The following is a 6000-nucleotide window of genomic DNA, read 5'->3' as shown; positions in this document are numbered from 1 at the left end:
CCGTAAACCCGCCGTCCCCCGTAACCGCCAGACCCCGTACGGTTACAAACCGTCCTGACGGCAAGGCCGCCCGCGACGGAGTCTGCTCACGCAGGGTAGGTGTGCGCCTGGCCGTTCGAGTCCCAGGAGGGTGTGCGGCCCAGCGGCAGGTGCCGGGGTTCGTCGCGGAGCGGGGTCTACTTCAGGCCGGAGTGGACGAAGGCGTTGACGATGTGCCGCTGGAGTACCAGGTAGAGGCCGAAGATCGGCAGGCAGGCGAGTCCCGAGGCGGCCATGATCCCGCCCCAGTCGTTGCCCTCGGTCCCCCCGAGAAAGCCGCGCAGCCCGAGCTGGACCACGGAGTTCGCCTGCTGGAGCACCATCGACGGCCAGAAGTACTCGTTCCAGGCGTTGATGAACAGCACGATGCCCAGCGCCGCCAGCGCCGGCCGCAGGTTGGGCACGACGACGGTCCACAGCGTCGACCAGGACGACCGCCCGTCGATGCGGGCCGCCTCCAGCACCTCCCTGGGGAAGCTTTCCATGTGCTGGCGCAGCAGCAGGACGCCGAGCGCCGTGCACAGCGTCGGGACGACCACTCCGGCGAGCGTGTTCAGCAGACCGAGCCGGAACAGCAGCGTGTAGTTGGACACCATCGTCACCTGGAACGGCACCAGCCACGTCCCCACGAACAGCAGGTAGAGCAGCCGCTGCCCGCGGAAGCGCCAGGCGGTGAACGCGTACGCGGCGAGCAGCCCGGTCAGCAGCTGCCCGAGGGCGGTCAGCGACGCCACGACGAACGTGTTGAGCAGCATCTGCCCGATCGGGATCACGTCCGCGGCGTGCCGGTAGTTGCCGATCGACAGCGGCCAGGGAAGGATCGACGTGTCGTAGACGTCGCTGGGGCGGCGCAGCGACGTCGCGTACATCCAGCAGATCGGGAAGATGCAGGCAAGGCTGAGGACGGTCAGGACGGCGTGGCCGACGAACGAGCTCAGCGGTGACCGGTTGCTGATCGGCCCGCTGGTTTCAGCGTGGCCGTGGCGCCCGCCGCCACGGTGCCCGCGCGGCGGCGCACCCGCGTCGCTTGCCGGCGCGTCCAGTGCGGAGACGGCCATGAGTCACTCCTTGTAGTTCTTGGAGCCCTTATTGGGAGCAGTCGGTTCGCGGGCGACCGCGGGATGCCGTGAGGGAGCCGAGCCAGCGGATCACCAGGTGGTCAGTTGTCATGGAAGCTCAGTTTTTCGAACAGCCACACCAGGAAGAGCGCGACCAGGCCGAAGCCCAGGAAGAAGGTCAGACCGGCGGCGGAGGCCAGGCCCGCGTTGAAGCTCTTGAAGCAGTACTCCCAGAGCAGGTAGTAGGCGTTGGTCGTCGCGTCGTCGGGGCCGCCCTGGGTGAGCGCGTCGATCAGCGGGAAGGTCAGCTGCCCTGACAGCAGCACGGTCATGAGGGTGAGCAGGACCAGGGTCGGTGACAGCAGCGGCAGTGTGATCCATCGGGTGATCTGCCGCCGGGTCGCGCCGTCGAGCTGGGCCGCCGCCGAATACTCGTCGTTGATGTTGGCCAGGCCCGCCGTGACGACGAGGACCGCGAAACCGAGCAGGTGCCAGCCGGTGATACCGATGATGGCGAGCTGGGCCGGACCGCGTTCGTGCAGCCAGTTGATCGACTGGCCCAGCATGCGGTTCACCAGCCCGTGCTCCGGGTCCAGCAGCCACACCCACATCGCCGCGCTCGCCAGCGGCGGGACCAGCACCGGCGCGAACACCAGCGCGCGGTAGACAACGCCGACCCGACCGCGTACCCGGCGGGTGAGCAGGGAGATGATCGTGGGCAGGACGACCGAGAAGGGCAGCAGGCACACGATCGTCGCCACTGTCAGCCACAACGAGTGCCTGAGCTCGGGAAGCTGGAAAACCTGCTGGTAGTTGTCCAGCCCGACCGGGACCTTCGGCCTGGTCGGCAACAGGTTCCACCGGTAGAAGGAGAGCTGCACGGCCTCGATCAGGGGACGGTAGGTCCACACGACCAGGCAGCCCAGTCCCGGGGCGAGGTAGAGGAAGGGCGGCAGCGCCCGCAGCGCCCGGCGCGCGACCGGCGGCCGGGCCGCCTCGACCGCGACGTGTTCGGCGGGCGCCGCGAGGGGAGCAAGCTCTACGAACACGTCGCCTGATCCTGCCGTACCGGCGTGCGGTCGGTGACCGAGGCCTGGACGGTGACCGGTGTCCGGTCGGTGACGGTGACCGGTGTCCGGTCGACTGCCTGGTCGATGTGTCGTGCCATGTCGCTCTCGTCGTTGTCGAAGAGTGTTTCCGCGGAACCGAGCGTAATGACGCTGGCCACCACGGTGTCGGGGTAGATGTCGATACGGCTGCAGGCCGATGTGCGCAGCGCGCGCGCCCGGCCCACGGGCGAGAGCAGGTCCGCGCCGAACGCGGTGGCCGGCGCCACCCAGACCGGGATCCCGGCGAGCAGGCCGCAGCTGGCGTTATGGGCGTGGCCGGACAGGATGATCCGCACGTCACTGCCCGCCACGACCCGCGCGAGCCGGTCGGGTTCACGCAGTGTCATCATCTCGACGATGAGCATCGGCGACGGTATCGGCGGGTGGTGCAGGACGAGTACCGTCCCCTCCGGAGCCGGTCGGGCGAGCTCGTCGCGCAGCCACGCAAGCTGGGAGTCGGTGAGGTAGCCGCTCTCGTGGCCCGGCGTGGTGCTGTCGAGCACCACGATCCGCAGGCCCGAGATCCAGTGGACGCTGTCACACGGGTCGGTCGTCGGCTCGGCGACGGACAGCAGCTCGGAGCGGAACGCCGCCCGCTCGTCGTGGTTGCCCATCGCGTAGATGGCCGGGGCATCAAGGCGGCGCGCGAGCGGTTCGACCACCTTCCGCAACCGCCGGTAGGCGGCGGCGGATCCGCTGTCGGTGAGGTCTCCGGTCAGCACCAGGCCCGCTACCGCAATCCCGGAGTCCGCGACCGCGTGGGCCGCGGACTCCAGGTTCGCGTGCGTGTCCACCCTGCCGTACAGCAACTCCCCGTCCGGGACGATGTGGGTGTCGCTGAGCTGGATCAGGGTGTGCCGTGGCGTCCGGACCGACGTCACGGTCGTCACGGTGTCAGCCCTTCGGTAGGAGCTTGGTCGCCTGATCCTGGGCCGCGCTCAGGGTCGGCTGCGCGTCGGCCCCGCTGTAGACGACCTTCTCGACGGCCTCGAGCATGCCGTCCCTGATCTGGACGTAGTTGTCGCCGGGGAACGACGCCGTCGGGTGGAGCCGGGCGAGCTGGTCGATGTTCGGCTTGATCAGCGGGTTCTTGGCCGCCCAGTCCTTCAGGGCGCCCGGGTCGTCGAGCAGGCTCGTGCGCAGCGGCAGGTAGCCGATCTTGCTGGTGATCTCCGTGTACGCTTCGTCGCTGGTCAGGAACTTGATGAGGTCCCAGGCCGCCCGCTGCCTGGCCGGGTCCTTGGCGAACATCAGCAGGGCCGCCCCGGAGTTGGTCGGCTGCACCTTCTTGCCGTCGAAGCTCGGCTCGTACGCGGCCCGCAGCTCCCACGGGGGGTTCGCGGTGGTGGTGCCCTTGCGGAAGACCGCCTCGGCGGCGCTGCTCTCCAGGATCATGCCTATCTCACCGCGGGCGAACGCCGGGTAGGACTGCTCCTGGGAGAGCTTGGGGCTGGCGCCGGACTGGACCAGGTCCTGGGCCATCTTGACGGCGTCGACCGCGGGGGCGTCGGCGAAGCCGAGCCTGGTCTGGTCGTTGGAGATCACGGTTCCGCCGTTGGAGGCGACCAGTGACTGGTAGCACCAGTCACTGGACTTCTTGGTGAGGCAGTCGATGTAGACGCCGTCCTTGCCGGTCTTGCTCTTGATGGCCAGCGCGGCCGTCTTCACCTCCGCCCAGGTCGTCGGCGGCTTGGCCGGGTCGAGACCGGCCTGGGTGAACAGGCTGGCGTTGTAGTACAGGATGGGCGTGGAGAACACGAACGGTACGGCGAAGGTCTTCCCGTCGACGTCACCGAGGGTGCGCGCAGTCGGCGCGAACGGGTGGGCGCCGCCGAAGTTCGCCTGCACGGCGTCGCGTCCGACCACGTCGTCGAGCGGGGTGGCGCCCAGGCCCTTGACGGCGTACCGGATGTCGCCGAAGACCAGCTGGCCGACGTCGGGCGGGTTACCCGCCGCGATCTGGCGCTGGATGCTGGCGGCCGAGGCCGACCCGTAGCCGCTGGCGGTCGCGGTCGCGGGCTTCTGGGCCTTCACCTTGATGTTGGGGTGGGCCGCCTGGAACTTGTTGATCAGATCCGTGAAGGTGTCCGTCCAAGCCCCGGCCTGCGACAGGTTGTAGCTCTCAAAGGTGATCGAGACCTGCTGGTCCGGCCGGAGTTCGGGAACCACGGTGCTCGGCTGGGCGGGTGCGCTCGAGCCACTGTCTCCACAGGCGGCCGCGGTCAGTGCCAGGGCGAGCGCGGCCGTTACCCCCCCGAGACGGCGCAGTTTTTTCACGGGATGCTCCTTGAGCGAGGCGAACACGGCACCGGAGAGGACCGGAGCCGGGGAAAGTCGTCGGACGGTTTGACAGGTTCGAAAGATTCGAAGGTGGGGACGGTCCAAAAGGCCGAAGGGGCGGACGGTTCGAAAGGCGGGGACGTCGGAGGCTGGTGATCAGACGATGGAAGCGTCCAGAACCCCTTCGGGGGATTCGGCCACGGTCGGGTCCCCGTCCGTGGCGCCGGGAGGTCCCGGCCTGCCGCTGACACGGACGGTGGCCTGATCGCGGTCACGGGGGATGTCAGCGCCGGTCGGCTGCCAGACCAGCCGGCGGCCACTGGCCCGGTCGAACAGGTGCACCCGGTTCGCGGGGATGTCGAAGGCCACCGGTTCGCCGGGACGCAGACCAAGCGGCCGCGGCCCGCGGGCCAGCACCCGGGCATCGCCCACCACGCACTGGGCGACCTCCTCGCCGCCGAGGTTCTCCACCATCTCCACCACTGCCCGGAACATGGGGGACTGCGACGCGGTGGACTGCGACGCGGGGGACTGCGAGGTGGGGGATCCGGAGGCAGACGGGACCCGGATCAGATGTTCCGGTCGGACGCCCAGGGTCACCTCGCGGGCGGGCTGGTCGTCCGCCGCCCACAGCGGAACCTCGACACCGGGGGCGAGCACATGGACACGTCCGGCCCGGCTCTCGATCCGTGCGGGGACCAGGTTCATCGCCGGCGAGCCCAGGAAGCCCGCCACGAACACCGACGCCGGCTCGTCGTAGACGTCGGTAGGGGTGCCGACCTGCTCAAGGCGGCCGGCGTTGAGCAGGGCCACCCGGGTGGCCATGGTCATGGCCTCGACCTGGTCGTGGGTGACGTAGACGATGGTCGAGCCGAGCCTGTGGTGCAGGGCGCGCAGCTGGCCGCGGGTTGCGGTACGCAGCTTCGCGTCGAGGTTGGACAGCGGTTCGTCCATGAGAAAGGCGCCGGGGTCGCGGACCAGCGCCCGCCCGACCGCGACCCGCTGCCGCTGCCCGCCGGAGAGTTCCCTGGGCCGGCGATCGAGCAGGTTGGCGAGATCGAGCAGCTCGGCCACCTCGTGTACCTTCTGGCGTATCTCCGCGCGTGGCCGCCGGCGCGACCGCAACGGGAACCCGATGTTGCGCTCGACAGTCAGGTGAGGGTAAAGAGCATAGCTCTGGAATACCATTGCCATGTCACGTTCCCGGGGCGGGGCGAACGTGACGTCGCGGCCGTCCAGGAGAACCCGTCCGTTGCTCGGCTCGATCAGGCCGGCGATCATTCGGAGCAGCGTCGACTTTCCGCATCCGCTCGGCCCGAGCAGGACGAGGAAATCGCCGTGACTGATGTCCAGGCTTACCCGGTCGACGGCGGCGACCTCGCCGAAACGCTTGGTCAGTCCTTCGACCTGGATTCGGCTCACAGCCTGGCTCTCCCTTCATGCCGGCCCGACAACATGCCGGATCGGTCTGGTGTTCCGCACCGGCCCGCCGCGGCGGGCCGGTGAGTTCGGAT

General features: G+C 69.2%; 5 protein-coding genes. All 5 read right to left on the bottom strand.

The features are described from left to right. Positions 1-176: 176 nt before the first annotated feature. Entirely contained in the window at positions 177-1097 is a 921-nt protein-coding gene (locus CV1CTNOD_RS15155; RefSeq protein WP_131786732.1) for a carbohydrate ABC transporter permease, read from the bottom strand. 101 nt (positions 1098-1198) lie between these two features. Next, on the bottom strand, positions 1199-2146 hold the full coding sequence (locus tag CV1CTNOD_RS15150) for a carbohydrate ABC transporter permease (RefSeq protein ID WP_131786731.1): 948 nt from the start codon (positions 2144-2146) through the stop codon (positions 1199-1201). After that, the gene (locus tag CV1CTNOD_RS15145; RefSeq protein ID WP_242606711.1) at positions 2137-3096 is read right to left on the bottom strand and encodes a metallophosphoesterase; all 960 of its coding nucleotides are present in this window, start codon (positions 3094-3096) and stop codon (positions 2137-2139) included. Before CV1CTNOD_RS15145 ends, CV1CTNOD_RS15150 begins: the two co-directional genes overlap by 10 nt. A 4-nt stretch (positions 3097-3100) precedes the next feature. Continuing rightward, on the bottom strand, positions 3101-4483 hold the full coding sequence (locus CV1CTNOD_RS15140) for an ABC transporter substrate-binding protein (protein WP_131786729.1): 1383 nt from the start codon (positions 4481-4483) through the stop codon (positions 3101-3103). Between the two features lie 159 nt (positions 4484-4642). After that, positions 4643-5908 (bottom strand): ABC transporter ATP-binding protein, encoded by a 1266-nt coding sequence (locus CV1CTNOD_RS15135; protein WP_242606710.1) that lies wholly within the window; start codon positions 5906-5908, stop codon positions 4643-4645. Positions 5909-6000: the final 92 nt, after the last annotated feature.

The organism is Protofrankia symbiont of Coriaria ruscifolia, from assembly GCF_900634745.1.
GTDB classification, from domain to species: Bacteria; Actinomycetota; Actinomycetes; order Frankiales; family Frankiaceae; genus Protofrankia; species Protofrankia californiensis.
Note: the sequence above shows the minus strand (reverse complement) of the source record. Positions and strands in the feature narration are given on the sequence as shown.

Bases quoted from the DNA above. Each gene is read 5' to 3' on its own strand.
- CV1CTNOD_RS15155 (WP_131786732.1), bottom strand. From the start codon at position 1,097: ATGGCCGTCTCCGCACTGGACGCGCCGGCAAGCGACGCGGGTGCGCCG.